General features: G+C 72.5%; 24 protein-coding genes and 1 pseudogene. 11 read left to right on the top strand and 14 right to left on the bottom strand.

The window, feature by feature from the left end; all coding sequences use genetic code 11:
- Positions 1 to 25 precede the first annotated feature (25 nt).
- Positions 26 to 1,138 (bottom strand): hypothetical protein, encoded by a 1,113-nt coding sequence (locus SRB17_RS27630; RefSeq protein ID WP_153542813.1) that lies wholly within the window; start codon positions 1,136 to 1,138, stop codon positions 26 to 28.
- Positions 1,139 to 1,263: 125 nt separating this feature from the next.
- Between SRB17_RS27630 and SRB17_RS27625 the strand changes: the two genes are divergently transcribed.
- Positions 1,264 to 1,662 carry a MarR family winged helix-turn-helix transcriptional regulator gene (locus SRB17_RS27625; RefSeq protein WP_153543035.1) on the top strand — a complete coding sequence of 133 codons (399 nt, stop codon included), beginning with the start codon at positions 1,264 to 1,266 and terminating at the stop codon, positions 1,660 to 1,662.
- Between the two features lie 22 nt (positions 1,663 to 1,684).
- Here the strand turns inward: SRB17_RS27625 and SRB17_RS27620 are convergent, their stop codons facing one another.
- A complete protein-coding gene (locus SRB17_RS27620) occupies positions 1,685 to 2,446 on the bottom strand; it encodes a GNAT family N-acetyltransferase (RefSeq protein WP_323376315.1) in 762 nt (253 codons plus the stop codon).
- Positions 2,443 to 3,366 (bottom strand): quinone oxidoreductase family protein, encoded by a 924-nt coding sequence (locus SRB17_RS27615; RefSeq protein WP_153543033.1) that lies wholly within the window; start codon positions 3,364 to 3,366, stop codon positions 2,443 to 2,445. The genes SRB17_RS27620 and SRB17_RS27615 overlap by 4 nt, the downstream gene beginning before the upstream one ends.
- A gap of 179 nt (positions 3,367 to 3,545) precedes the next feature.
- Here SRB17_RS27615 and SRB17_RS27610 point away from each other — a divergent pair, with 179 nt between their 5' ends.
- From SRB17_RS27610 to SRB17_RS27585, 6 genes are all read left to right on the top strand, one after another.
- Positions 3,546 to 4,151 (top strand): sulfite oxidase-like oxidoreductase, encoded by a 606-nt coding sequence (locus SRB17_RS27610; protein WP_153542812.1) that lies wholly within the window; start codon positions 3,546 to 3,548, stop codon positions 4,149 to 4,151.
- Complete coding sequence (locus SRB17_RS27605) at positions 4,144 to 4,905, top strand: ferredoxin reductase (RefSeq protein ID WP_323376314.1); 762 nt, start codon at positions 4,144 to 4,146, stop codon at positions 4,903 to 4,905. The genes SRB17_RS27610 and SRB17_RS27605 overlap by 8 nt, the downstream gene beginning before the upstream one ends.
- 247 nt (positions 4,906 to 5,152) lie before the next feature.
- Positions 5,153 to 5,737, top strand: coding sequence for a hypothetical protein (locus SRB17_RS27600; protein ID WP_153542811.1), 585 nt, complete (start codon positions 5,153 to 5,155; stop codon positions 5,735 to 5,737).
- A 116-nt stretch (positions 5,738 to 5,853) separates the two neighbouring features.
- Positions 5,854 to 6,822, top strand: a complete 969-nt coding sequence (locus SRB17_RS27595; protein ID WP_153542810.1) for an acetylxylan esterase — start codon at positions 5,854 to 5,856, stop codon at positions 6,820 to 6,822.
- Between the two features lie 120 nt (positions 6,823 to 6,942).
- A complete protein-coding gene (locus SRB17_RS27590) occupies positions 6,943 to 8,109 on the top strand; it encodes a serine hydrolase domain-containing protein (RefSeq protein ID WP_153542809.1) in 1,167 nt (388 codons plus the stop codon).
- A gap of 128 nt (positions 8,110 to 8,237) precedes the next feature.
- Complete coding sequence (locus SRB17_RS27585) at positions 8,238 to 8,981, top strand: GntR family transcriptional regulator (protein WP_153542808.1); 744 nt, start codon at positions 8,238 to 8,240, stop codon at positions 8,979 to 8,981.
- Here SRB17_RS27585 and SRB17_RS27580 read toward each other — a convergent pair.
- Together SRB17_RS27580 and SRB17_RS27575 are read right to left on the bottom strand one after the other, a co-directional pair.
- The gene (locus tag SRB17_RS27580; protein ID WP_153542807.1) at positions 8,951 to 9,703 is read right to left on the bottom strand and encodes a class I SAM-dependent methyltransferase; all 753 of its coding nucleotides are present in this window, start codon (positions 9,701 to 9,703) and stop codon (positions 8,951 to 8,953) included. The genes SRB17_RS27585 and SRB17_RS27580 overlap by 31 nt on opposite strands.
- Positions 9,704 to 9,707: 4 nt before the next feature.
- Positions 9,708 to 10,271: a PadR family transcriptional regulator gene (locus SRB17_RS27575; protein ID WP_153542806.1), complete on the bottom strand. Its 564-nt coding sequence runs from the start codon at positions 10,269 to 10,271 to the stop codon at positions 9,708 to 9,710.
- A gap of 89 nt (positions 10,272 to 10,360) precedes the next feature.
- Here SRB17_RS27575 and SRB17_RS27570 point away from each other — a divergent pair, with 89 nt between their 5' ends.
- Both SRB17_RS27570 and SRB17_RS27565 read left to right on the top strand, forming a co-directional pair.
- Positions 10,361 to 10,759 carry a nuclear transport factor 2 family protein gene (locus SRB17_RS27570; RefSeq protein WP_153542805.1) on the top strand — a complete coding sequence of 133 codons (399 nt, stop codon included), beginning with the start codon at positions 10,361 to 10,363 and terminating at the stop codon, positions 10,757 to 10,759.
- A complete protein-coding gene (locus SRB17_RS27565; protein WP_153542804.1) occupies positions 10,756 to 10,893 on the top strand; it encodes a hypothetical protein in 138 nt (45 codons plus the stop codon). Before SRB17_RS27570 ends, SRB17_RS27565 begins: the two co-directional genes overlap by 4 nt.
- 94 nt (positions 10,894 to 10,987) lie before the next feature.
- Here SRB17_RS27565 and SRB17_RS27560 read toward each other — a convergent pair whose 3' ends face one another.
- Complete coding sequence (locus tag SRB17_RS27560) at positions 10,988 to 12,253, bottom strand: cytochrome P450 (RefSeq protein ID WP_323376313.1); 1,266 nt, start codon at positions 12,251 to 12,253, stop codon at positions 10,988 to 10,990.
- 362 nt (positions 12,254 to 12,615) lie between these two features.
- On the opposite strand from SRB17_RS27560, the gene rho reads away from it, so the two are divergent.
- Positions 12,616 to 13,764, top strand: coding sequence for a transcription termination factor Rho (rho, locus tag SRB17_RS27555; protein ID WP_153542802.1), 1,149 nt, complete (start codon positions 12,616 to 12,618; stop codon positions 13,762 to 13,764).
- Between the two features lie 101 nt (positions 13,765 to 13,865).
- Positions 13,866 to 14,699 (top strand): annotated as a pseudogene (locus tag SRB17_RS27550) (D-alanyl-D-alanine carboxypeptidase family protein); the annotation flags it as partial.
- A gap of 59 nt (positions 14,700 to 14,758) precedes the next feature.
- Here the strand turns inward: SRB17_RS27550 and SRB17_RS48140 are convergent.
- The 8 genes from SRB17_RS48140 to SRB17_RS27510 all read right to left on the bottom strand — a co-directional run bounded on the left by SRB17_RS48140 (position 14,759) and on the right by SRB17_RS27510 (position 24,418).
- Positions 14,759 to 16,141 (bottom strand): glycosyltransferase family 87 protein, encoded by a 1,383-nt coding sequence (locus tag SRB17_RS48140; protein ID WP_323376312.1) that lies wholly within the window; start codon positions 16,139 to 16,141, stop codon positions 14,759 to 14,761.
- On the bottom strand, positions 16,138 to 17,541 hold the full coding sequence (gene mptB, locus SRB17_RS27540) for a polyprenol phosphomannose-dependent alpha 1,6 mannosyltransferase MptB (RefSeq protein ID WP_153542801.1): 1,404 nt from the start codon (positions 17,539 to 17,541) through the stop codon (positions 16,138 to 16,140). Before mptB ends, SRB17_RS48140 begins: the two co-directional genes overlap by 4 nt.
- A 145-nt stretch (positions 17,542 to 17,686) precedes the next feature.
- The gene (locus tag SRB17_RS27535; RefSeq protein ID WP_153542800.1) at positions 17,687 to 18,625 is read right to left on the bottom strand and encodes a glutaminase; all 939 of its coding nucleotides are present in this window, start codon (positions 18,623 to 18,625) and stop codon (positions 17,687 to 17,689) included.
- Between the two features lie 64 nt (positions 18,626 to 18,689).
- Complete coding sequence (gene aspA / locus SRB17_RS27530) at positions 18,690 to 20,102, bottom strand: aspartate ammonia-lyase (RefSeq protein WP_153542799.1); 1,413 nt, start codon at positions 20,100 to 20,102, stop codon at positions 18,690 to 18,692.
- A gap of 133 nt (positions 20,103 to 20,235) precedes the next feature.
- Positions 20,236 to 21,252: an asparaginase gene (locus tag SRB17_RS27525; RefSeq protein WP_153542798.1), complete on the bottom strand. Its 1,017-nt coding sequence runs from the start codon at positions 21,250 to 21,252 to the stop codon at positions 20,236 to 20,238.
- A gap of 40 nt (positions 21,253 to 21,292) precedes the next feature.
- A complete protein-coding gene (locus SRB17_RS27520) occupies positions 21,293 to 22,732 on the bottom strand; it encodes an amino acid permease (RefSeq protein ID WP_323376311.1) in 1,440 nt (479 codons plus the stop codon).
- Positions 22,729 to 23,409 carry a FadR/GntR family transcriptional regulator gene (locus SRB17_RS27515; protein ID WP_153543030.1) on the bottom strand — a complete coding sequence of 227 codons (681 nt, stop codon included), beginning with the start codon at positions 23,407 to 23,409 and terminating at the stop codon, positions 22,729 to 22,731. Before SRB17_RS27515 ends, SRB17_RS27520 begins: the two co-directional genes overlap by 4 nt.
- A 172-nt stretch (positions 23,410 to 23,581) precedes the next feature.
- Positions 23,582 to 24,418 carry an undecaprenyl-diphosphate phosphatase gene (locus SRB17_RS27510; RefSeq protein WP_153542797.1) on the bottom strand — a complete coding sequence of 279 codons (837 nt, stop codon included), beginning with the start codon at positions 24,416 to 24,418 and terminating at the stop codon, positions 23,582 to 23,584.
- Positions 24,419 to 24,481: the final 63 nt, after the last annotated feature.

The raw sequence follows: 24,481 nt of genomic DNA, 5'->3' as shown, positions 1-24,481 counted from the left end.
GCTCCCTGTCCTGGATGGCATCGGGTCAGACGCCGACCATCTCCTCGACCTCTTCCTCGACCGCTTCCTCGGCCTCCTCCTCGGCCGCCCGCGCCGCCTCCCGCTCGCTCGGCGTCACGGCGGGCGAGGCGGTCGGCTCGGTCCCGGTCGCGGTACCGGGGTGGCCGGCCGCGTGCCGGGCTCGGCGGGGCCGCTCGTACAGGGCCGCGATCCCGGTCACGACCAGGCCCACCAGCAGCCAGCCCACGAGCGTCCACACAGTGCGCGTAAGACCGTCGTCGCCGAAGTACAGCAGGCTGCGGACGCCCTCGACGAAGCCGGCGCCGTTCCAGAAGGCGTGCAGCGTGCCGAAGAAGCCGTTCTGCAGCTCGGGCCGGAACAACCCGCCGGAGCTGGTGAAGTTGAGCATCACGAACAGCACCATCATGGTGAGCGTGGTCCACCGCTTGAGGAAGGTGTGCAGGCCGACGCCGATGAACAGGATGCCGGCCGAGTACAGCCAGGCCATGCCCCACACACCCGCGAGGTCGTGGTGGGCGAGATGGAACACCGGTCCGGCGAGCAGCACACCGATGCCGCTGACCACGGCGGAGACACCGAGCGCGAGCAGCGCCCGCATCCGCATCGAGAGGGCGGCGCCCGCGGCACCGAGGGCGGCGACCGAGGCGTAGGAGCCGATGCTGAGGGCGATCAGCAGGAAGAACAGGCCCTGCCCGGTGGGGTCGTCGGCGACCGGCTCGGCCACGTCGGTGACCTTCAGCGGCACGCCCTCCTGGGCGGCGACCGGCGTGAAGACCTTCTCGACCGCCGTCGCGCCCATGTCGGAGGCGGCGCTCGCCACCAGCAGCTCGGGCGCCTTGGCGCTCGGCACATAGGCGCCGGTCACATCCCTGGACTTCAGCAGATGGACGGCGTCGGCGCGGCTCGCGACCGTACGGACGTCGAGCTTGTCCCCGGCGGTGTCCTTGACCGTCTGCGCGAAGACCTTCGCCTGCGGGGCGCTGCCGACGACGGCGACCGGCAGGTGGTGCGGCTCCGGGGTCACGAAGGCCCCCATGTACGCGAGCCCCATGCCCAGACACATCAGCAGCGGGGTGATCAGGTGCGTGAGCACATGGCGCAGTGCCGGTGACCTCATCGCGCGCGACCTCCAAAGGTTGGCTTATACAACTTTCGCTTCAAGTTGTACTATACAACCAGAACGCCGGAGGAGGTATTCCCGTGAGCGCAGCGGAGTCGGCTGTCGAGACGATCCAGCGCGAGATGACCATCTTCGCCCGCCGGGCCCGCGCCTCGGCGGGCCGTATGCATCCCGAGCTGTCCCTGGTGTCGTACACCCTGCTCGGCCATCTCGAGGAACGCGACGGCTGCCGGGCGACGGATCTCGCGGCCCATTACGCGCTGGACAAGTCCACGGTAAGCCGCCAGGTGGCCGCGCTTGAGCGGGCCGGGCTGATCGAGCGTCGCCTGGACCCGGAGGACCACCGGGTCCAGGTGCTGCATCTGACGGAGGCCGGCCGGGAGATCCTCGCCCAGGTCACCCGCAGCCGCCGGGCCGCGTTCCGCGCGCGGCTGGCGGACTGGCCGGAGGAGGACCTGGTGCGCTTCGCGGCCTACCTGGAGCGGTACAACGCGGGTCCGGGCGAGACCGGGGCCGACTGAGCCCTCGCTGGTCCGGCGCCGCTCATGCCACCGGCACCGCGACCCGCCCGTCGGCCAGCCGCTCCGGGGCGCGCGCCGCGAGGAAGGCCGTGCGGCGGCGCAGCCGGAAGCCGAGGGACTCGTACAGCCGGATCGCGCCCGTGTTCTGGGCGCTCGTGTGCAGGAAGGGCGTCTCGCCGCGCTCCCGTATGCCGTGCGCGACCGCGAGGATCAGCCGGGTGGCGAGGCCCTCGCCGCGGGCGGCGGGGTCGGTGCAGACCGCGCTGATCTCGGTCCAGCCCGGCGGGTGCAGCCGTTCCCCCGCCATCGCGACCAACGCGCCCTCTCGGCGGATGCCCAGGTAGGTGCCGAGTTCGACGGTGCGCGGCAGGAACGGACCGGGCCGGGTGCGGGCCACGAGGTCGAGCATCTCGGGTACGTCCGCGGGGCCGAGGCGGACCGCCTCGGCGTCCGGCGCGGCGGCGAGGCCGTCGTCCACGAACTGCACCCCGTCGATCCGGAAGGTGATCTCCCAGCCGTCCGGCACCTCGCCGCAGTACCCGGCCAGCGGGATCTCGGCACCGGGACCGGCCAGCGCGGCCAGGTCCGCCCAGTCCCGCGCGACCGGTTCGTCGGGCAGGGCCAGCCAGGGAGAGACGTCCGCGGGGTAGCGCAGCACGCGGCCGCGCCGCTCGGCGAAGCGGGCGTGCGGGCCGGTCAGTGAGGCGAGGGCGGGGTTGTCGAGGACGTGCGGGGCATCGGGGGCGGGCCCGTCTCCGACGCCCGCTCCGGCTATGACGCTCACGCGGCCACCTCGATCACGATCTTGCCGAGGGCGTGCCCGTCCTCGACGGTGCGCAGCGCCTGGCCGGCCTGCTCGAGCGGGAAGGTGCGGGTGATGTGCGGCTTGAGAGCGCCGCGTACGGCCAGGTCGGCCACCGCCTCGAAGACGGCGGCGGTGCGGACCCGCTTGACCGGAGCGCCGCCGAGTGCGGCCACGGCGTCCTGCGGCGAGCCCGCGGTGACCAGCTTGCCGCGGTCCTTCAGCAGTTCGGCCGCCTCGGTGAGCAGCGGGCCGCCCACCAGGTCGTACACCCCGTCGACCCCGTCCGGCGCGGCGGACCGCACCCGCTCGACCAGGTCGGGTCCTGAGGACACGTGCACCGCGCCCAGCGACTCCACGAACTCCTTCTTGCCCTCGCTCGCCACGCCCACGACCCGCAGTCCGAAGGCACGGGCGATCTGCACGGCCGCGCTGCCGACGCCGCCGCCCGCGCCCGTCACCAGCAGGGTCGAGCCACCGGGCAGGTCGAGCTGGCGGACGCCGTCGTAGGCGGTGGCGGCGGCGACCGGGAGGGTGGCGGCGTCCCGGAAGGACAGCGCGGCGGGCTTGTGGGCGGTCACGTCGGCGGTGAGCAGGGCGTACTCGGCGTACCCGCCGTGCGCGGCGCTGCCGAACACCTCGTCGCCGGCGGCGAAGCCGGTGACCCCCGGGCCGGCCTCCGCCACGACGCCGGCGGCCTCGCTGCCGAAGACCGCGGGAAAGACGCGCTCGCTCTCGCCGGGGCGGCGGAAGCCCTGGCGCAGCTTCCAGTCGACGGGATTGACGCCTGCCGCGCGGACCGCGATCAGGATCTCGCCGGGGCCTGGGGTGGGGCGGTCCAGGTCGATCAGCGCCTCGGTCTCCGGTCCCCCGTGCCGCGTGTAGACATACGCCTTGGGCATGCTCATTCCTCGCTTCTCTCGCGCTGCCACCGGTCTACCGGTGCCGGCATCCAGCGCAAAGGAGAAGCGCCGCAGAGCTATTCCCCTGGTCCGAAAGAGTTCATACGGCCGCAATCATCCGGGCGTGACGGGCGGTGAGCAGGGACGGAGCACTCGGAACGACACCGTACGGTTGAAGGATGAACGTTACGCGAGGCTTCACGGGCCGCCCGCGCGTCCACAACCCGGGGCTGCCGCCCGGGCAGTACGACGCGGGCGAGGACTGGCCCGTCCTGTCCGCCGAGGTCACCCCCGACCTGGCACCGGCCGACTGGTCCTTCCGCATCGACGGCCTGGTGGAGCGGCCGCACACCTGGGACTGGGAGGGGGCGCACGCGCTGCCGGCATCGGCGTACGACGGCGACATCCACTGTGTGACCGGCTGGTCCAAGTTCGGCGTGCGCTTCGGCGGTGTCTCCCTCGACGCCTTCCTCCATGTGGTCCGCCCCCATGTGTCCGCCACCCATGTGCTCGCCCGGTCCCACACCGGCTACACCACCGACCTGCCGCTCGCCGACCTCACCGGCGGGCGGGCGTGGATCGTCTGGGAGTACGACGGCGAGCCGCTGCCGGCCGAGCACGGCGGCCCGGCGCGGCTGCTGGTGCCGCACCTCTACTTCTGGAAGAGCGCCAAGTGGATCGCCGGCCTCACGCTCCTCGACCACGACGAACCGGGCTTCTGGGAACGCAACGGCTACCACGAACGCGGCAATCCCTGGGAGGAGCAGCGGTACTCCGGTGACTGACACGATGACGACGAACCCCACCGCGCCGTTCGCCGCGCCCGGGCGTATCGCGGTGAGTGAGCAGGTGGCGGCCGAGTGGCAGGTCGCCACCCTCACGGAGATCCGGCGGGAGACGCCGCACGCGGCCACCTTCCGGCTGGCGGTGCCGGGCTGGGCCGGGCATCTGCCCGGCCAGCATCTGATGCTGCGGCTGACCGCGGCGGACGGGTATGTGGCCCAGCGCCACTACTCGATCGCGTCGGCGCCGGACGACTCCGGGCACCTCGAGCTGACCCTGGACCACGTGCCGGACGGAGAGGTGTCGGGCTGGTTCCACACCGTCGCCCGCCCCGGTGACACGGTCGAGGTGCGCGGGCCGCTGAGCGGTTTCTTCGCCTGGCCGGGCGACCGGCCCGCGCTGCTGATCGGCGCCGGCTCCGGGATCGTCCCGCTGATGTCGATGGTGCGGCACCACCGCAGGCGCCGGCTCGGCACGCCGCTGCGCATGCTGGTGTCCGCGCGCAGCCCCGAGGAACTGATCTACGCGGCCGAGCTGGGCCCGGAGACGACGCCCGTCTTCACTCGCAGCGCCCCACAGGGTGTGCCCGTGGGACGCATGGCGGACGCACATGTGGCGCCGCTCCTGGCCGAGCAGCCTCCCGGTGGGTGGGAGGCCTATGTGTGCGGATCCAACGCCTTCGCCGAGCACGCGTCCCGGCTGCTGGTCGCGGCGGGCCAGCCGGTGGACCGGATCCGGATCGAGCGCTTCGGCTGAGATGCCTGGTGCCGGCCCTCGGGTGGGCCTCCGGGTCGCGCGCCGGGGTCGTTCGCGCAGCCGTGGGGCGCATGGCGCGTTCCGCGCTCCAGGTGGGCTCGAACTCGCGGTTCGCGGCGTGAGCGAGGTGCTCCGTACGGGGTACGAGACGGGTGTGGACGCTCGTGTGCGTGAGCGGCGGAGGGGGTGACGGGCCGCAGGGACCGGTTCGTCGGCTCTCCGGCTCCGGCGGTGCGAGGAGGCGGACATGCGTACCCGGGTGCGTGGCTGGCGCTGGCGGCGCAATCCGCTGCGGCGCCGCTCGGATGTCGTGGAGGCGTGGACGGTGCTGATCGTCGCCGTCCTGCTGTTCGTCGTCACCCCCCTGGTCGGCGTGGCCGCGGGCCTGCGCGCGCATGACACGGCCCGGAGCCTCGCGGCCACCCAGCGGGCCGAGCGCCACCAGGTGCGGGCGCGGGTGATCGGCGACCCGCCCGAGCGGCTGTCGGGCGGGCAGGGCGACCGCGCGTACCCGTACCGCGCCCACGTCCGCTGGACCGAGCCCGGCAAGGGCACCCGCACGGCGTGGGCCCGGGTGCCGGCGGGGACCCGTACCGGCGACACGGTCTCGGTGTGGTTCGACGCCCGGGGCCGCAGTGTCGCGCCGCCGCCGGACGACGCGGCGGTCTGGCAGCACACGGTGACCGTCGGGCTGGCCGCGGCGGGCGGTGCGGCGGCCGTCGTGCTCCTGGGACACGCCGTCGAGCGCCGGATCGCGCTGCGCCACCGGCTGGCGGAGTGGGAACGGGAGTGGGCGCGGACCGGACCGAGGTGGACCCAGCCGCGGGCGTGAGGGCCGTACGGGGGCAGGTGTCCGGCCACCGAGAGGGAGCAAACGCTTACTGGTCAGGCCTCCGGCACCCACGTACCGTGAGCTGACGCTGTCTCCCTTCTCGAAGGTGGTTGTACATGGCCCTGTTCGACCTGCCCCTGGACGAACTCCGCGAGCACCGCAGCGAGTCCACCGAGCCCGAGGACTTCGACGCCTTCTGGGACAAGACCCTCGAGGAGGCACGCGAGCACGAGCTGGACGCCCGCTTCGAGCCGGTGGACACCGGACTGTCGACGGTCCAGGTGTACGACGTGACGTTCGCCGGGTTCGGCGGTCACCCGGTCAAGGGCTGGCTCCGGCTGCCGGCCGGCACGACCGAACCCCTGCCGCTGGTCGTGGAGTTCGTCGGCTACGGCGGCGGGCGCGGGCTGCCCCACGAGAACCTGCTGTGGGCCTCGACGGGCCGGGCGCACTTCGTGATGGACACCCGCGGCCAGGGCAGCACCTGGGGTGCCGGAGGCGGCACGGCCGACCCGGCGGGCGCGGGCCCGGCGTACCCCGGCTTCATGACGCGGGGCATCGACGCGCCCGAGAACTACTACTACCGCCGGGTGTACACCGACGCCGTACGAGCCGTCGAGGCGGCCCGTTCACACCCGCTGACCGACGCCGCGCGCACCGTGGCGCTCGGCGCCAGCCAGGGCGGCGGCATCACCCTGGCCGTCGGCGGTCTGGTCCCCGACCTGGTCGCGGTGGCCCCGGACGTGCCGTTCCTGTGCGACTTCCCGCGCGCGACGACGCTGACGGACCGCCACCCCTACCGCGAGATCGGCCTGTTCCTCAAGACGCACCGCGGCCGCTCTGCGGAGGTGCTGCGCACGCTGTCCTACTTCGACGGGGTGCACTTCGCGGCCCGCGGCCGGGCCCCGGCCCTCTTCTCGGCGGCGCTGGAGGACCAGACCTGCCCGCCGTCGACCGTGTTCGCCGCGTTCAACGCCTGGGCGCACGAGGACAAGGCGATCGAGGTCTACGACTTCAACGACCACGAGGGCGGCGGCCCCTTCCACGAGGCGGAGAAGATGCGCTGGCTGCGGTCGTACGCCTGAGAACGGCGGGCGGGCACGAGGACCTGCCGGGCACTTCCCTTCCAGTCCGACCAGTCGGTACGTTCTGGGGACCCGGGTCGCAGCGTCGCGGCCCGGGTTCCCGGCGACGACGGAGGTCCCATGTCCGCGCATGCGACACAGGTCCACGGCCACTGCGACGCGCGCTTCGCGGCGGTGCGGGAAGCGTTCGAGGACAACTTCCGGGACCGGGGCGAACTGGGCGCCGCGGTGGCGGTGACCGTCGACGGCAGCACGGTGGTGGACCTGTGGGGCGGCTGGGCGGACGTGGCCGGCACCCGGCCGTGGGAGCGGGACACGCTGGTGAACGTGTGGTCGACCACCAAGGGCCCGGTGGCCCTGTGCGCGCATCTGCTCGCCGACCGGGGACTGCTCGACCTCGACGCGCCCGTGTCCGCGTACTGGCCCGAGTTCGCGGCCGAGGGCAAGGACGCGGTGCTCGTACGGCATCTGCTCTCGCACCGCGCCGGGCTGTCCGGGCTGCGCGAGCCGCACTCCCTGGCGGACCTGTACGACTGGGAGCTGACGACGGCCCGGCTGGCGGCGACCGAGCCGTGGTGGGAGCCGGGCACCCGGTCCGGGTATCACGCGCTGACGTACGGCTTCCTGGTCGGCGAGGTCGTCCGGCGGGTCTCGGGGCTGCGGCCCGGGGCCTTCCTGGAGCGGGAGGTGACCGGGCCGCTCGGGATCGACTTCACGGTCGGGCTGCCGGCGAAGGAGGCGGGCCGGGCGGCCGAGCTGGTGCACCCGCCGGCCGTCTCGCGCAGTGAACAGGCGGCGATCTTCAGCCAGTTGGCCCCCGCCGCGCTGGCGGCGCTGACGAACCCCGTGGTCGGCGCGGCGGCGGCGAACACGCCCGAGTGGCGGGCGGCGGAGATCCCCGCGGCGAACGGGCACGGCACCGCACGCGCGGTCGCCGCGCTGTACGGCGTCTTCGCCGGGCTCGGGTCCCACGGCAGTCGGCGCATCCTGTCGCCGGAGGCGGCGGAGCGGGTGCGCGAGGGCCAGGGACGCTGCGTCGATCTGGTGCTGGGCGCGGGCGTCGGGGGCGAGACCGAGATCGGACTCGGTCTGTGGCTGAGCGGCCCGCGGGGGTCGTACGGCCCGAATCCGCGGGCTTTCGGCCATGACGGGTTCGGTGGCTCGTGCGGGCTCGCCGACCCGGAGGCGGGCGTGTCACTGGGGTACGTGATGAACCGGATGGGGCCGCACATCGCCGACGACCCACGGAAGACGGCGCTGATCGACGCCCTGTACAGCGCCCTGTGACGGCGATCGCGCGGGCGGGTTTCGGCCGAACCGGCGGGCCACTCTTCCCTCGTGGTTTAGACCAATGCTAATTGTGGTCGCGCAACGAGCCCGCACGACTACGTCTTGTCACCACAGGAGGGCGCGGCATGGCCCGCACCACCCCGCACGAACCCGCGCAGCGCGACGACCGGCCCCTGTACGGGCGGATCGCCGCGCTGCTCCTCGACGAACTGCGCGCCGGCACCATTCCGCCGGGCGAACGGCTGCCGGGAGAGCGGCACTTGGCCGCGTATTTCCAGGTCAGCCGGGAGACCGTCCGGCAGGCCCTGGAGGTGCTGCGGCGCAGCGGTGCCGTCGCCACCGACCGGCGGGGCAGCCATGCCACGCTGCCCGCCCGGCCGGTCGCGGCACCGGGGACGCCGGCCTTCCCGCTGGGCGCCCGCTCGGCCGACCCGTCCGCGGTCGACCGGGCCACGGTGACCTGGGAGGCACCACCGGAGGAGCACGCGCGGGCGCTGGGCCTGGCCCCGCACCGGCCGACGCTGGTGCACCGGTACCGGTCGGCCACGCCGGACGGCCGGTCGCTGCGCACGGCGGTGACGTCGTTCTCGGCGGTGGCGCTGGCCGAGGTCGCGGAGCTGGCCCGCTACCGGGGCCGGGCCGACGGCACCACCCCCGCGCAGCTGCGCCGGGCCTACGACTGGATGCGCAAGGCCGGTCTGTCCCTGCACCACCACGATGCGATCACCCAGCTCGACGGCGCCACTTCGGTGCGGGTGACCCGGCGGGTGCACGACCAGTACGCCCGGCCGCTGGAGATCACCGATCTGGTGGTGGACGCCGAACGGGACGCGCTGGTCTACGAGTTCACGCTGCCGGCGGCCGGCTGAGCCCGCCGGGCCACCACCAGGCGGGCCCGCGGGCTGCCGTCACCGCGCCGCCCGAACCCGGGCAGGGCGTACAGCTCCACCGTGAACCCCGCGCTCTCCAACTCCGCGCGCACCCGGCCGAGCCGGAAGGCCCGGTAGTACATGACGAACGGCGGCCGCCACAGCGCGTTGCGCACCCGCATCACCGCGTCGAAGCCGAGCAGCATCCAGTAGCCGGCCTGTGCCGGACGGGGCGGGGCGAGCACCGGGAAGGCGAACCGGCCGCCCGGCCGCAGGACGGCGTGGACCCGGTCGAACAGCCCCGGCAGTTCGCGCGGCAGGAAGTGGCCGAAGGCCCCGAAGGAGACCACGAGGTCGAAGGCGGCCGCGAACGGCAGGGCACGGGCGTCGCCGCGCACCCAGGCGACCCCGGGCCCGCCTGCGGGCCGCACCCGGCGTCGGGCGACATCGAGCATGCCGGCGCTGAAGTCGACCCCGGTGACGCTCCGGCGGCACAGCCCGGTGAGGACCTCGGTGCCCGCGCCGGTGCCGCAGCACAGGTCGAGCCCGTCCTCGAACGGGCCGAGCGGGGTGAGCGCCTTCGCCACGGACTCCAGCACCTCGTCGGGCGTCCGGAAGGGCGTGTGGTCGAACTTCGGGGCGAGCAGGTCGTAGCCGTGCTCCACGGACGACAGCGCCTGCACGGCGAGTTCACGCAGGCTGGGGCCTTCGGGACCGAACATCTCCTCAGCCTAGGACCACACGCTCCGCAAGGACCCCGAGAACCCGCTCGCACCAGCGCACGTTCTCCTCCTCGAAGGCGATCCCGGCCAGCAGGGTGAGGTAGGGGCCGACGCGGTCGGCGCTGCGCAGGTACTCGTCCTCGGTCCGGCCGCCGAGGAGGCGGCCCTGCACCCGCCGGTAGCGGTCGAGCTTTCCGCGCGCCCACCCCATGCGCTCCTCGATCAACGCGCGGGTCACCTCCGGGTCGCCGCCGTCCATCGCCTGGATCTTGATGAGGAGTTCGTCGCGGATCGCGGTGGGTCGCTTCGGCGGTTCGGCGGCGAAGGCGTCCAGCTCGGCCCGGCCGGCCTCGGTGAGCGTGAACATCCGCTTGTTGGGCCGTCGCTCCTGCTGCACCGTACGGGCCTGGACGAGCCCGTCCTGCGCGAGGCGCTCCAGCTCCCGGTAGAGCTGCTGCGGGGTGGCGGGCCAGAAGTTCGCGAGCGAGACGTCGAACGACTTCGACAGCTCGTAGCCCGAGGCCTCGCCCTCCAGCAGGGCGGCCAGGACGGCGTACTTGAGCGACATATGGACAGGCTAGCAGCCGTTGATTAATCTCATCCGCACCTATTCAATTAATTGACTACCCCCATCGACTATGTATGCGAGGAGGTCCGATGCACGCGTTCCGCGCGGCGGTCGAGGCCGGCGACATCGACGCCGTCGAGGCGCTGCTGGCCGAGGACGTCGTCTTCACCAGCCCGGTCGTCTTCAAGCCCTATCCGGGCAAGGCGATCACCGCGGCGATCCTGCGCGCGGTCTCCCAGGTCTTCGAGGACTTCCGGTACGTCCGGGAGATCGGCGACCCGGCCGCCCCCGACCACGCGCTCGTCTTCACCGCCCGGGTGGGCGACCGCGAGCTGACCGGCTGCGACTTCCTCCATGTCAACGAGGACGGCCTGATCGACGAGCTCATGGTCATGGTCCGCCCGCTGTCCGGGGCACACGCCCTCGCCGAGGCCATGGGCGCGCGGTTCGACGCGATCGCGAAGGAGGCGGAGGCGCGGTCGGCGTGAGCGCGCAGGGCCACCGGGCATTGGCGGTGAACTCGGTGGCCCCGCCGCTCGGCATCCAGGCGCGGGCGCCGCGGGGCCTGTCCGAGGTGGCGGCGCTGGAGCCGACCCCGGCAACGCGCGGGCACGGCCGGTGAGGTCGCCCCGCTGGTCGTGTATCTGCCAAGCCCCTCTCCCGCTGCCGCCGAAGCGCGGTGGTGGCAGCCCAGGCAGGGCATTGACGTATTCGGCTCAGGCTCCGGGGGTTCCGGTGCGTGCGAGCCGGACCGGCAGGGTGCGCACACTGTTGCCGACGAACCCGGCGTGCGGGGCAAGGCCGGCTTCGGGTACGGCGAGTTCGAGGGCGGGGAAGCGGGTGAAGAGCCGCTCCAGCGCGATGCCGGCCTCCAGCCGGGCCAGCGGCGCGCCGAGGCAGTAGTGCGCGCCGTGCCCGAGCGAGACATGGCGTACGGCGTCGGGCCGGGCGGGGCGGGTGACGTCGAAGCGGTCGGCGTCGGGGCCGTGCGCGGCGGGGTCGCGGCCGGCGGCGGAGTAGCCGGCGAGCACGGGGGTGCCGGCGGGTATGAGCGTGCCGTCGACGGTCAGGTCGCGCACCGGGTAGCGGAACGGGAAGTAGCTGACCGGAGCGTCCCAGCGCAGGGTCTCCTCGACCGCGTCCGCCCAGCCCGCCTCGCCCGCGCGCACGAGGTCGAGCTGGTCGGGGTGGGCGCACAGGGCGCGTACGGCGTTGGTGATCAGGTTGAGCGTCGTCTCGTGCCCGGCGACGATCATCAGCAGGAGGGTGCCGATCAGCTCCTGGTCGCCGAGCCGGTCGCCGCCCTCGTCGCGGGCTGAAATGAGCGCGCTGGTGAGGTCGTCGGCGGGCGCCGCGGCCTTGGTCGCCGCGATCTCGCCCAGGACCGCGACGAGTTCACGGTTGGCGGCGATGGCCTCGGCCGGTTCGATGTCGGTGGCCACGACCTGGCTGCTGAGGTGGTGCAGCCGGTCGCGGAACTCGACGCCGACGCCGAGGAGTTCGCAGATGACTCCCATCGGCAGGGGCAGGGCGAAGTGCCGACGCAGATCGGCGACGCCCTCCGCGGCCTTCGCGGCGCGGGCCAGGCCGTCCAGCAGGGCGTCGGTCAACTGCTCGATCCGGGGCCGCAGTTGCTCCACACGACGGGGCGTGAAGGCGCGGCTCACCAGGGACCGCAGCCGCCGGTGGTCCTCGTCGTCGGCGGTGGTCATGCCCGGCACGGTGGCAAACGTCAGCAGCGGCCAGCCCGCGGGAATCCGGCGCTCCCGCAGGTCCGTGAAGTGGCGTGCGTTCTTGGCGACGCCGGGATGCTGCAGGAACGCCTTCAGCGCCTCGTGTCCGAGTACGGCCATCCCCCCGATCCCGCCGGGCAGTTCCACCGGTGCCACGGCACCGTCGGCCAGCAGCCGCGCGTTGACGGTGTGCGGGCAGCCACCCGCGGGGTCGAGCCGGTGCGGGGGCCGGGCGGAAGAGGTCTGCACGGGTTCTTCTCCTGACGGTCGGGCGGAAGAGCGGCGTGGCTCGGCGCAAGAGCAGTGTCGGCTCGGAGCGGGAATGGACGCGGACGGCTTCATGTTGACCGAAGCAAGCGCACGGGTATAGTGCGATCAGCGCATGTGCGTGTCCCGTTGTACGGACACCGGTGCCGCTGTTCTCTCATCAGCCCCTCGGCCGAGGTTTCCGACCGGCCCGGGCTTCTTCTCAGCACCACCTCGTGACCAGGGCGTCCATGCCGTACCCGAGGTGCCGTTCCCGCCGCCCGGAGGCAGCTGCCAAGGCCTCCCGCTCGCGGCCTCTCCCCCCTTCCCAGCTCCTTCCTCCGTCCGTGAAAGGACCTCCCACCATGACCACCACACTCGAACACCCTCCCGTGGTACAGCAGGCCCCGGCCGCCCGACTCGTCACCGGTGTCCTCGACATCGACGCGCAGGGGAAGGGGCAGCTGCGGGCCGCGCATCTGCTGGCCTCCCCCGCCGATCCCCAGGTCCCGGCGAACCTGATCCGGCGCCACGGACTGCGCAAGGGCGACCTCGTCGAAGGCGTCCGCGGTGACCGCCGGGCCCTGACCGAGGTCACGCGCATCGAGGGACGCGAGCCGGCGGACCTCCGCGGCCGGCGTCACTTCCGCGACCTCACCCCGCTCCACCCGCACGAGCGCATCCGCCTGGAGCACCCCGCGTCCGGACTGGCCGGGCGCGTCACCGACCTCTTCGCGCCGATCGGCAAGGGCCAGCGCGGACTCGTCGTGGCCCCGCCGAAGACCGGCAAGACGGTGCTGCTCCAGCAGCTGGCGGCCGCCGTGGCCGGCAACCACCCCGAATGCCGGCTGATCGTCCTGCTGCTGGACGAGCGCCCCGAGGAGGTCACCGAGATGCGCCGCTCGGTGCGCGGCGAGGTGTACGCCTCCACCTTCGACCGGACGCCCAAGGAGCACATCGCCCTCGCCGAGCTCGTCGTCGAGCGGGCCAAGCGCCTGGTGGAGGCCGGCGAGGACGTCGTGATCCTGCTGGACTCGCTGACCCGGCTGTGCCGGGCGCACAACAACGCCTCCGCCGCCGGTGGCCGCACGCTGAGCGGCGGTGTCGACGCGGGCGCGCTGCTCGGCCCCAAGCGGTTCTTCGGCGCCGCCCGCCAGGCCGAGGAGGGCGGCTCCCTGACCATCCTCGCCACCGTCCTGGTGGACACCGGCTCCCGTGCCGACGGCTACTACTTCGAGGAGCTGAAGAGCACGGGCAACATGGAGCTGCGGCTGGACCGGGAATCCGCCGCCCGGCGCCTCTTCCCCGCCGTGGACCTCGACGCCACCGGCACCCGTCGCGAGGAGCTCCTGCTCACTCCGGCCGAGTTGACGGCCGTACCCGGTCTGCGCCGCGTCCTGCGCTCCCGCGAGGGCGGCCCGTCCGGTCTGGAGACCCTGCTGGAGCGGCTGCGCTCCACCCCCGACAACGCCGCGTTCCTGCGGCAGATCCGGCCCACCCTGCCCGCCGGCTGAGCGCCCCCGCGGGCGGCCGGGGTGCGGCATCCGGGTTGCTCGTGTGAGCCGAACGGCCGCTCCAGCGCGAGGGACGGCCAACACGTTCGTACGTTGATCCTATGATCACCGCTCTTTCTCATCGGGTGGCCGTATCAACCTGTGCCCTGTGCGCGGCGGGCGTGCTGGCACTCACCCCGGCCGCCGCCTCCGCCGGGCCCCGTACCGGCGAACCCGCCCCGCCCGCACCCCGGGCGGCGATGCCCGGACCGAACCAGCTCTACGGCTCCGGCACCCTGGTCCGGCCGCACCGGGACGCTCCCGAGGTGCCGGAGGTGTCGGCGCTGTCCTGGGTGGTGGCCGACGCCGCGAGCGGGGCGGTGCTGGCCGCGAGCGACGCGCACCGCAAGCTGCCGCCCGCGAGCACCCTGAAGACCCTGTTCGCCCTCACCGTGCTGCCCTCCCTGCCCGCCGGGATGCGGCACACCGTGCGCAACGAGGAGCTGGCGGACATCGGCGCGGGCAGCAGCCTGGTCGGCGTCCGGGAGGGACTCACCTACAAGGTGGCCGACCTGTGGCGCGGGGTCTTCCTCAACTCCGGCAACGACGCCGTGCACGTGCTCGCCTCGCTGAACGGCGGCTGGGAGGCCACGGCCGCCCAGATGCAGGCCAAGGCGCGCTCCCTCGGCGCCCTGGACACCCATGTCGTCTCCCCCGACGGCTACGACGCCGACGGCCAGGTGTCCTCCGCCTACGACCTGGCGCTCTTCGGCCGTGAGGGCCTGCGCAATCCCGACTTCGCCCGGTACTGCTCCACCGCCGAGGCGTACTTCCCCGGGGACGGCGCGTCGTACGGCATCCGGAACACCAACCGGCTGCTGACCGGCGCGAACGGCGTGACGAAGTATCCCGGGCTGCTCGGCATCAAGAACGGCTACACCACCCACGCGGGCAACACCCTGGTGGCCGCGGCCCGGCATGGCGGCCGCACGCTGGTGGTGACCGTGATGAACCCTCAGCAGGGCGGCGGGCTGGCGGTGTACCAGGAGGCGCGCAAGCTGCTCGACTGGGGCTTCGCGGCGGCCGGCCGGGTGGATCCGGTCGGCTCGCTGGACGGGCTGCGCGCCAAGTCGCGGCCGTCGTCGACGGCCAAGCCGGTGGCCGCGGCCACGTCGCAGGCACCGGACGACGACTCGTTCTGGCCGGGCGTCGCCATCGTCGTGGGGTTCTCGGCCCTCGCCGCGGGCACCACGGCGCTGGCGCTGCGCGCCAAGGACAACCGGACCCCGCCCGGCTGACCCGTCGGCAGGCCGAGCAGCAGACCCAGTGTGATCCAGGTGTAGGTGTTGCTGCCGAGGAAGCCGCCGATGCCGGAGGCGTCGTCGAACCACAGCCAGACCACGCTCGTGCACAGCACCGCGTACAGGGCGCCCGCGATCCGCGGGTGCCCCGTGCGCAGCAGTACGGCGAACGACGGCAGCAGCCACACCAGGTGGTGCACCCAGGTGATGGGGCTGACCAGGCAGGCCGCCGCCCCGGTGAGCGCGAACGCCGCCGCCCAGTCACCGGCCCGCACCGCCCGACGGGCCCGCCAGGCCCAGATGCACAGGGTCAGCAGGACCACCGTCGCCCACAGCGGGCGGCCCGGCTCGCCGAGGCGGGCCAGCACCCCCTGGAGCGACTGGTTCGACACATAGTCGAGCCGGCCCACCCGGCCGGTGTCCCACAGCGCCTGCGTCCAGTAGAAGCGGGACGCCCGCGGGTCCGCCCAGGCGGCGAGCGCGGTCGCCGCGACGGCCACGGCCGTCGCGACACCGGCCGCCCGGCGCCGTCCGGCGAGCAGCAGCAGGCCGATGAACAGGGCGGGCGTGAGCTTCACCGCGGCGGCGAGCCCGATCCCGGCGCCCGCCCAGCGCTCCCGTCCGGTCGCCAGCAGCAGACAGTCCCCCAGGACGAGGGCGAGCAGCACCAGGTTGACCTGGCCGAAACTGAAGGTGTCCCGCAGCGGCTCGAACAGCGCGAGCACGCACAGGCACAGCGACCACCGGTACCAGCCGTGCCGCCGCCAGTCCCCTCCGGCCAGGATCCGCAGAACCACCGCCAGCGCGGCCAGGTTGACCAGCAGGGAGGCCACGATCGCCGAGGTACGGTCCAGCAGCGCCAGCGGCAGCATGGCGACCGCGGCGAACGGCGGATAGGTGAAGCCGTACGAGGTGCCCGGCACCTGGTAGTCGTAGATCCGCCCGCCGTGGTGCGCCCAGGTGTGCACGGTGCCGTAGTAGACGCGCAGGTCGAAGAAGTCGCGCAGCAGCGGCACGGTCGCCGTGAAGACGGTGACCGCGGCACCGAGGAAGAGAACCAGCAGCAGACGGCCCCTGGTCGTACGCGGCCCCCTCACGCCATGCGTCCCGGGGCCGGGGCCTGGGCCGCCTGGTGGGCCTGCCACAGCACGACCACGCCGAGCACCCCGCCGGAGACGGCGAGCACCAGTTGCCCGAGGTCGGCCGGGCCGCCGCTGGGCAGTACGGCGAGGGCGAGGACGCCGGCCAGGGCCGCGACCCGGTGCCGTACCGAGGTGCTGGGCGCGGCGGCGGCGATGAGGAACAGGCCCCACAGCACGTACCAGGGGCGGATCGCCGGGCCGAACACGGCGACCGTCAGCAGGCTGAGCCCGAGGGCGTACACCGGTCTGACGCGCAGCCGGAGCCATATCAGCGCCACGGCGACGGCGGTGGCGGCGAGGCCGAGCAGATGCCAGGCCGGCACGGCCAGCGGCGCGAGACTGCTGCCGAGGTGTTCCAGCAGCGCGCCGGTGGCACGGCCGAGCAGGCTGGTCAGGGCCCAGTTGTGCGGGGAGACGGGGGTGGCCAGGGCGCCGATCCAGCCGTAGCCGGTGCCGGCGACGGCCGTGGCGGCGACCGTGGTCACGGCGGAGGCGGCCGCCGCGGTCAGGACGGCCGGCAGCGGGCGGCGGCCGGAGCGGGCCTGGAGGGCCACGACCGCCAGCAGCCCGAGCGCGGCCGGCGCCTTGACCAGGGCGGCCAGGGTGACGAGGACGGCCCCGAGGACACCGCCGGCCGGCCGGTCCCCGCGCGCGGCGACCAGCCCGAGCCCCAGCAGACCGAGCATCAGGGCGTCGTTGTGGGCACCCGCGACCAGATGCAGCAGGACGAGTGGATTGAGGGCGCCGAGCCAGAGGGCGGCGGCCGGGTCGGCGCCGCTGTGCCGGGCGAGGCGGGGCAGCGCCACCGCCATCAGGGCCACGCCGAGCAGCGCGACCAGGCGCATGCCGAGCAGTCCTTCGGGCAGTTGCCCGCGGGTCAGGCCGGACAGCGCGGAGGCCAGGGCCATGAAGGCGGGGCCGTACGGGGCGCCGGTGTGCTGCCACATCGGGGCCACCTCGTCGGCGAGCGGGCCACCGAGCTGGGCCGGGCCCTGGGCGTAGACGTCCATGTGGGCGTCGACCATGGCGCCCTGCGCGAGATAGCTGTAGACGTCCCGGCTGAACAGCGGGGGCGCGAGCAGCAGCGGTGCCGTCCACACGGCGAGCACCAGCAGCAGGGCACGCGGGGTGGGCGGCTGGGGGCCGCGCACCAGCCGGCCGAGGAGCACCCAGGCCGCTATGAGCAGGACGACGCCGAAGTACACCCCGACCAGGCCGAGCGCGACCTGCACCGAGGCGGGGGCCAGGAGATCCTGCACGGGCAGGGCACCGGCCGTCTCACCGCCCAGCGCGAGAAAGGCGGTGCCGGCCAGCCCGAGCACCTGGCAGCGGCGGAGATCGACGGGGAATGCCATGGCCAACACTGCTTCAGCGTGTCAACGCCGGGTGGCCGGAAGGCGACGGCAGCCCTGCCGGGCGGGGGCCGCGATGTAACTGGTGGGTGAGAGCGCGTTGCCGGCTGCGGGTACGTCGTGGCTTGTCTCCTGTCAACAAGTCCTGTCAGAACACCGAGAGCCCAGTCAGCGTGGTGAACCGGTCCAGGGCCGCCACCCCCGCCACCGAGTTGCCGCGCTCGTCCAGGCCCGGGCTCCACACGCACAGGGTGCAGCGGCCCGGCACCACCGCGATGATTCCGCCGCCGACGCCGCTCTTGCCGGGCAGACCGACCCGGTAGGCGAAGTCACCGGCCGCGTCGTACGTCCCGCAGGTCAGCATCACCGCGTTGACCTGCTTGGCCTGGCTGCGGGTGAGCAGGCGGCTGCCGTCGGCGCGGATGCCGTGCCGGGCGAGGAAGCCGGCGGCGAGGGCCAGGTCGGCGCAGGAGGCGGTGACGGAGCACTGCCGGAAGTACTGGTCGAGCAGGGTCGGCACGTCGTTGTCGATGTTGCCGTAGGACGCCATGAAATGGGCGAGGGCGGCGTTGCGGTCGCCGTGGGCGGTCTCGGAGGCGGCGACCTCCTTGTCGAAGTCCAGGGTGGCGTTGCCGCTCTCGGTGCGCAGAAAGGTCAGCAGTTCGCCGGCCGCGTCTCCGGTACGGGTCTGGAGGCGGTCGGTGACGACGAGGGCGCCCGCGTTGATGAAGGGATTCCGCGGGATGCCGTTCTCGTACTCCAGCTGGACCAGGGAGTTGAAGGGGTTGCCGGAGGGCTCGCGGCCCACGTGCTCCCAGAGTTCGTCGCCCTCGCGGGACAGGTCCAGGGCCAGGGTGAAGACCTTGGTGATGGACTGCGTGGAGAACGGCTCGCGCCACTCCCCCACCCCGTACACCGTGCCGTCCAGCTCGGCGACGGCCATGCCGAAGCGGCGGGGATCGCAGGCGGCGAGGGCCGGGATGTAGTCGGCGGCCCGGCCGCGTCCGGGCGTGCGCTCGATCTCCTCGGCGATGCGCTCCAGGACCGGCAGGAAGGTGAGGGACGACGTCGTTGTCATGATCACCATTGTGCCTCCGCACCGGCCCTGGAGCCCACTCGCGTACGGGCTGATACCGGCCCGTAACCGCAGGTCAGGCGGCAGGCGCCCCGCTGCCGGCGACGACTTCGGGACGCAGCAGCCCGGCCAGCTTCTCGGCCGGCAACAGGCCCTTCTCCAGCACCAGTTCGGCCACGCCACGGCCGGTGACGAGCGCCTCCTTGGCGATCTCGGTGGCGGCCGTGTACCCGATGTGCGGGTTGAGGGCGGTGACCAGGCCGATGGAGTTCTCCACGGTGGCGCGCAGCCGCTCGGTGTTGGCGGTGATGCCGGACACGCAGCGCTCGGCCAGGGTGAGGCAGGCGCTCTGCAGGTGCGTGACGGACTCCGACAGGGAGTGCAGGATGATCGGCTCGAAGGCGTTGAGCTGGAGCTGTCCGGCCTCGGCGGCCATGGTGATGGCGACGTCGTTGCCGATCACCTCGAAGGCGACCTGGTTGACCACCTCGGGGATCACCGGGTTGACCTTGCCCGGCATGATGGACGAACCGGCCTGCACCGGCGGCAGGTTGATCTCACCGAGGCCCGCACGCGGACCGGAGGACAGCAGCCGCAGGTCGTTGCAGCTCTTGGAGAGCTTGACGGCGATCCGCTTCAGCACACCGGACATCTGCACGAAGGCACCGCAGTCCTGGGTGGCCTCGACCAGGTTGGCGGCGGTGACCAGCGGCAGTCCGGTGATGTCGGCCAGGTGTCGGCGGGCGGCCTCGGCGTACCCGGCGGGCGCGTTGAGCCCCGTACCGATGGCCGTGGCGCCCAGGTTGATCTCATGGATCAACTCGACGGCCTCGGCGAGCCGGCTGCGGTCCTCCTCGATCATCACGGCGTAGGCCGAGAACTCCTGACCGAGCGTCATCGGCACGGCGTCCTGCAGCTGGGTGCGGCCCATCTTGAGCACGTCACGGAACTCGACCGCCTTACGGGCGAAGGCGTCCTGCAGTACAGCCATGGCCTTGAGCAGTCCACGGACCGCGAACACCGTCGCGATCTTGACGGCGGTCGGATAGACGTCATTGGTGGACTGGCTGAGGTTGACGTCCTCGTTGGGATGCAGGTACGTGTACCGGCCCTTGTCATGGCCGAGGAGTTCCAGCGCGCGATTCGCCACGACCTCGTTGGCGTTCATGTTGGTGGACGTGCCGGCGCCGCCCTGGATGACGTCGACGACGAACTGCTCGTGCAGCTTGCCCGCCCGGATCTCCTGGCAGGCGGCGACGATCGCGCGCGCCTTCTCCGGCGCCAGCAGGCCGAGCTCCTCGTTGGCGAGAGCGGCGGCCTCCTTGACGGCGGCCAGGGCGTCGATCAGGTGCGGGTAGGCGGAGATCGCGGTGCCGGTGATGGGAAAGTTCTCCGTTGCACGCAGGGTGTGCACACCCCAGTACGCGTCGGCGGGTATGTCCCGGTCGCCGAGCAGATCGTGTTCGCTGCGAGTGGTGGCGGCGGTCATGAGGAAACGGTCCTCTTTCTGAGGTACGGAGGTGAAAGCGCCCCTGAAAGGGGCGCGGGGAACTGCGCGATCGACCACAGACGGCCGGCAGACCCGCGACGACCCGTAGTCCCCCTCTGAAATCGGCGAATCCCTATGCGCAGGCAGGAAGCTCAACGGGGTCCAGCGCACGCACCGCACGCACACAACCCACCGGCTCCCCACCCCCGAGCAGCGGCTCCCCCGAGAACTCGGTCAGCAGCTCGGGATCCACGCCCGCGCGAGCGAGCGCCGCCGCAGCCACCGGAATCCGCGCCCGGTTCGCCCCGTCCGCGATCTTCACCGCGACGGCCCGCCCATCGGGCAGGGCGGCAACCTGCACGCCCTCGAAACCATCCTTCGCGAGCAACCCGGGCACGGCTCGCATCAACGCAGCCACGTCCCGCCCCGCGCCGGAGGCCATCTCGGCGTGCGAGCGCATCGCGTCGGCGACCCGGGCCTCGGGCGTGCCGGGGGCGGCCGAGGTGATCCGGGACAGGGCACGGGCGAGGCCGTGCAGGGAGATGGAGAACAGCGGCGCGCCGCAGCCGTCCACGGTGACCCGGGCGACCCGCTGGCCGGTCAGGTCCTCGACGATCTCCTGGATCGCCTGCTGCAGCGGGTGCTTCGGGTCGAGGTAGTCCGTGAGGGACCAGCCGTTGAGCTGGGCGGTCCACAGCATGGCCGCGTGCTTGCCGGAGCAGTTCTGGGCGAGCCGGGAGGGCGTGCGGCCCGCGCGCACCCAGGCGTCCCGGACGGCCGGGTCGAACGGCATGTCGGGGACGTTGCGCAGGTCGTCCTCGGTGAGCCCGGCGAGTTCGAGGATGCGCCGGGCGCCGGCGAGGTGACGGTTCTCGCCGGAGTGGCTGGCGGCGGCCAGCGACAGCAGTTCGCCGTCGAGCGGCAGCCCGGCCCGCAGCATGGCCACGGCCTGCAGCGGCTTGACGGCCGAGCGCGGGTAGAAGGCGGCCTCGATGTCGCCGAGCTGGAACTCCACCGTGCCGTCGGCGCCGAGGACGACGACGGAACCGTAGTGGATGCCCTCGACGACTCCACCGCGGATGAGGTGGGCGACCGGGGCGTGGAGGGGTTCGCGGACAAGGGGTGCGTCCGCCGGGGAACTGCTGTACATCACTGCCTGCATCGATGAGTCGGGTCGGCCGGTACGCGGGTCACGCGTCGGCGCCGGTGGACGTGCGGGATATCCGGCCGCGGATGCCGTACCAGCCCGCGACCAGGGTTGCGACGATCAGCGGCAGACAGAGCACGGTGGTGCGTCCGGTGCCGCCGTCGGCGTACATGAGGACCAGGACGGAGGCGAGGAACGCCAGCGTCACGACTTCGGTCCAGGGGGAGCCCGGCAGCCGGTACGACGGCCGGGTCAGCTCGCCCTTCTGGGTCTTCTGCCAGAAGAGCAGGTGACAGAGCATGATCATGCCCCAGGTCGCGAGGATGCCGATCGCCGCGAAGTTCAGGACGATCTCGAACGCGTCGGCGGGGACGACGTAGTTGAGGCCCACGCCGAGGACGCAGATGCCGCTGGTGAGCAGAATTCCGCCGTACGGGACCTGGCTGCGGCTCATCCGCGCGGTGAACCTCGGCGCGGAACCGCTCATGGCCATGGAGCGCAGGATGCGGCCGGTGGAGTACAGGCCGGAGTTCAGCGAGGACATGGCGGCCGTCAGCACGACCAGGTTCATCACGTCGCCGGCCGCGGGGACGCCGATGTGGGACAGGACCGTCACGAAGGGGCTCTCGCCGGCGCTGTAGCCGGTCCAGGGCATCAGCATGGACAGCAGGACGACGGAGCCGACGTAGAACAGGCCCACCCGCCACATGATCGAGTTGATCGCCTTCGGCATGATCTTCTCGGGGTTCTCGGTCTCACCGGCGGCCACGCCGACCAGCTCGACGGAGGCGTAGGCGAAGACGACGCCCTGGATGATCAGCAGCATCGGCAGCAGGCCGTTGGGGAAGACGCCGCCGTTGTCGGTGATCAGGGACGGACCGGGGTGGTGGCCGGCGACCGGGTGCTGGGTGACCAGCAGGAAGATACCGATCGCCATGAAGACCACGAGCGCGCCGACCTTGACGATCGCGAACCAGAACTCCAGCTCACCGAATATCTTGACGGAGATCAGGTTGACGGTCAGGACGACCGCAAGGGCGATCAATGCGATCAACCATTGAGGGATGTCGGAGAACATGCCCCAGTAGTGGGTGTAGGTGGCGACCGCGGTGATGTCGGCGATGCCGGTGGTCGCCCAGTTCAGGAAGTACATCCAGCCCGCGGTGTAGGCGCCCTTCTCGCCCAGGAACTCCCGGGCGTACGACACGAAGGCGCCGGAGGACGGGCGGTACAGAACGAGTTCGCCGAGGGCGCGTACGACCAGGAAGGCGAAGACGCCGCAGACGGCGTAGGCGATGAAGAGGGAGGGTCCGGCGTCGGCGAGCCGGCCGCCCGCGCCGAGGAAGAGGCCGGTGCCGATGGCTCCGCCGATGGCGATCATGTTGACGTGCCGGTGCTTCAGGCCTTTGCTGTAGCCGGCGTCTCCGGCGTCGACATGGCCGGACGAGGGGCGCGTCTCGTCTTTGAGGTGCTGCTCGCTCACGCCTCGGGTCCGCCTTCCGTGGGGAGGTCGTCCGTCCGCTGGGGACGCACGATGTCGGTGAGGGTCGTCTCGACGCGGTCCAGGTGGTGGCTCATGGCCTGAACCGCGTCGTGTTCGGAACCGTCGATCAGCGCCTCGACGATGGCCCGGTGCTCGCGGTTGGACTGCTCGCGGCGGCCGCCCAGCTCGTTGAGGAAGGCCGACTGACGCGCCAGTGCGTCGCGGATCTCCTCGATGACCCGGCGGAAGACCGGGTTCTGGGCGGCTTCGGCGATCGCGAGGTGGAAGAGGGTGTCCATCGCGACCCAGGCCGTGGTGTCCGTCTCCCGCTCCATGCGGTCGAGCAGATGGGCCAGGTGGTCCAGGTTCTCCGGGGTGCGGCGCACGGCCGCGTACCCGGCGACGGGGACCTCGATGTGCCGGCGCACCTCGAGCAGGTCGCTGGCGGCGTAGTCGCCGAAGGTGGGGTCCTCGACGGCGTTCGCGACGACGAAGGTGCCCTTGCCGGTCCGGGAGACGGTCAGGCCCATCGTCTGCAGCGCGCGCAGTGCCTCGCGCAGCACGGGCCGGGACACCTCGAGGGTGCGGCACAGCTCGGCCTCGGAGGGGAGCTTGTCGCCGATGGCGTACGCGCCGCGTTCGATGGCGCCGCGGAGGTGGGCCAGGACCGCTTCCATGGCGCTCACACGCCGGGGGCCTGGGCCACCTGTCTGGCTGTCTGACAGGTTCACGGGAGCGATCCTGCGGGTTGCGGGCCGGGACTGTCAAGGCGTCCCGTAAGAAAACATTCACGGGGTGCGGCGCCTGAATGCAGGCATCCGCACCCCGTGGGTGATCAGGAGGGTTCGGTCAGGCGTTGAGCACGCCCGCGCCGAGCAGGCCGAGCAGGCCCACGCCGATGACGATCCGGTAGATCACGAAGGCGTTGAAGGAGTGCTTGGCAACGAACTTCAGCAGCCAGGCGATGGAGGCGTAGGCGACCACGAACGACACGATCGTCCCGACGGCCAGCGGCGCCGCGCCCACGCCCGCGCCGAGGGCGTCCTTGAGCTCGTAGATGCCGGCGCCGGTCAGGGCCGGGATGCCGAGGAAGAAGGACAGGCGGGTGGCGGCGACGCGGTCGAGGTCGAGGATGAGCGCCGTGGACATGGTGGCGCCGGAGCGGGAGAAGCCGGGGAAGAGCAGGGCGAGGATCTGCGAGCAGCCGACCCACATCGCGTCCTTGAACGACGTGTCGTCCTCACCGCGCTTGTGCCGGCCCATCTGGTCGGCCGCCCACATCACACCGGAGCCGACGATCAGCGAGCCGGCCACCACCCACAGCGAGCCCAGCGGGCCCTCTACCAGCTTCTTGGCGGCCAGGCCGACCACGACGATCGGGACGGTGGCGGCGATCACCCACCAGGCGAACTTGTAGTCGTGGTGGTAGCGCTCCTCGCGGTTGGTCAGACCGCGGAACCAGGCGGAGACGATCCGCTTGATGTCCTTGAAGAAGTACACGAGCACGGCGGCGATGGCGCCGACCTGGATGACGGCGGAGAAACCGACGACGGACTTGTCGTCGACCGGGATGTTCATGAGTCCCTCGGCGATCTTCAGGTGACCGGTGGAGGACACCGGGAGGAACTCGGTCACCCCCTCGACTACCCCGAGGACGACGGCCTGACCGACGGAGATGGCGCTCATGGGATCCAGTTCTGAGGAGAGTTGGTCGACATTGCTGTAGACAGTACTTGCTGCGCCCGGCGC

This window comes from Streptomyces sp. RB17 (assembly GCF_009604455.1).
Lineage (GTDB): Bacteria > Actinomycetota > Actinomycetes > Streptomycetales > Streptomycetaceae > Streptomyces.
This window is presented reverse-complemented; position numbering and strand designations above follow the sequence as displayed.